We start from the raw sequence: 632 nt of genomic DNA, 5'->3' as shown, positions 1-632 counted from the left end.
CCGTGTAACACCTCCAGAAGAACCTAAGTTCCAACCAGAGAAATACGTTGTTTCTAAAGCGAAATTCGATATCACTGGTACTAAACTCGTTGATGACGATTCTGAATTGACAGATAAATATGGTGAAACAAACAACAATCCATATGTTGATAATACAAACAACAACGAATTGGAAAACTTGAATACCAAGACAGTTGAACGTGGTCAAAAACTTTACTACCAAGTATGGTTGGATACAACTAAATTTGATGCAGCTAACAAAGACAACATCCAAACAGTAGGAATCACAGATAACTACGATAAGGATAAATTGACTGTTAATGCTTCAGATATCAAGGTTTATGATTCTGTAACTGGTGCAGATGTTACTAACAAGTTCGATATCACTGATAACAACGGTGTTCTTACAGCTAACCTTAAAGCTGGCTTCACTAAGTCACTTGGCGACGCTGAAAATACTCAAATCATTGATACAACGAAGTTTGAATTTGGACGCTACTATAAATTTGATATTCCAGCAACAGTGAAAGACGATGTTGTAGCTGGTGCAGATATCGAAAACAAAGCAGCTCAAGTTGTTAACTACTACAACCCAGTAAGCAAGACAGTTGAAAAACCAAACAAACCAACTG

General features: G+C 36.7%; 1 protein-coding gene. It reads left to right on the top strand.

The features are described 5' to 3' along the window. Nucleotides 1-632: SspB-related isopeptide-forming adhesin (locus AX663_RS08630; RefSeq protein ID WP_331708980.1), on the top strand; the 632-nt coding region annotated here is incomplete at both ends.

The sequence above is a fragment of the Streptococcus sp. CCH8-H5 genome, assembly GCF_001556505.1.
Lineage (GTDB): Bacteria > Bacillota > Bacilli > Lactobacillales > Streptococcaceae > Streptococcus.
The sequence above is the reverse complement of the archived record's forward strand: the minus strand, read 5'-3'. Positions and strand labels throughout refer to the sequence as shown.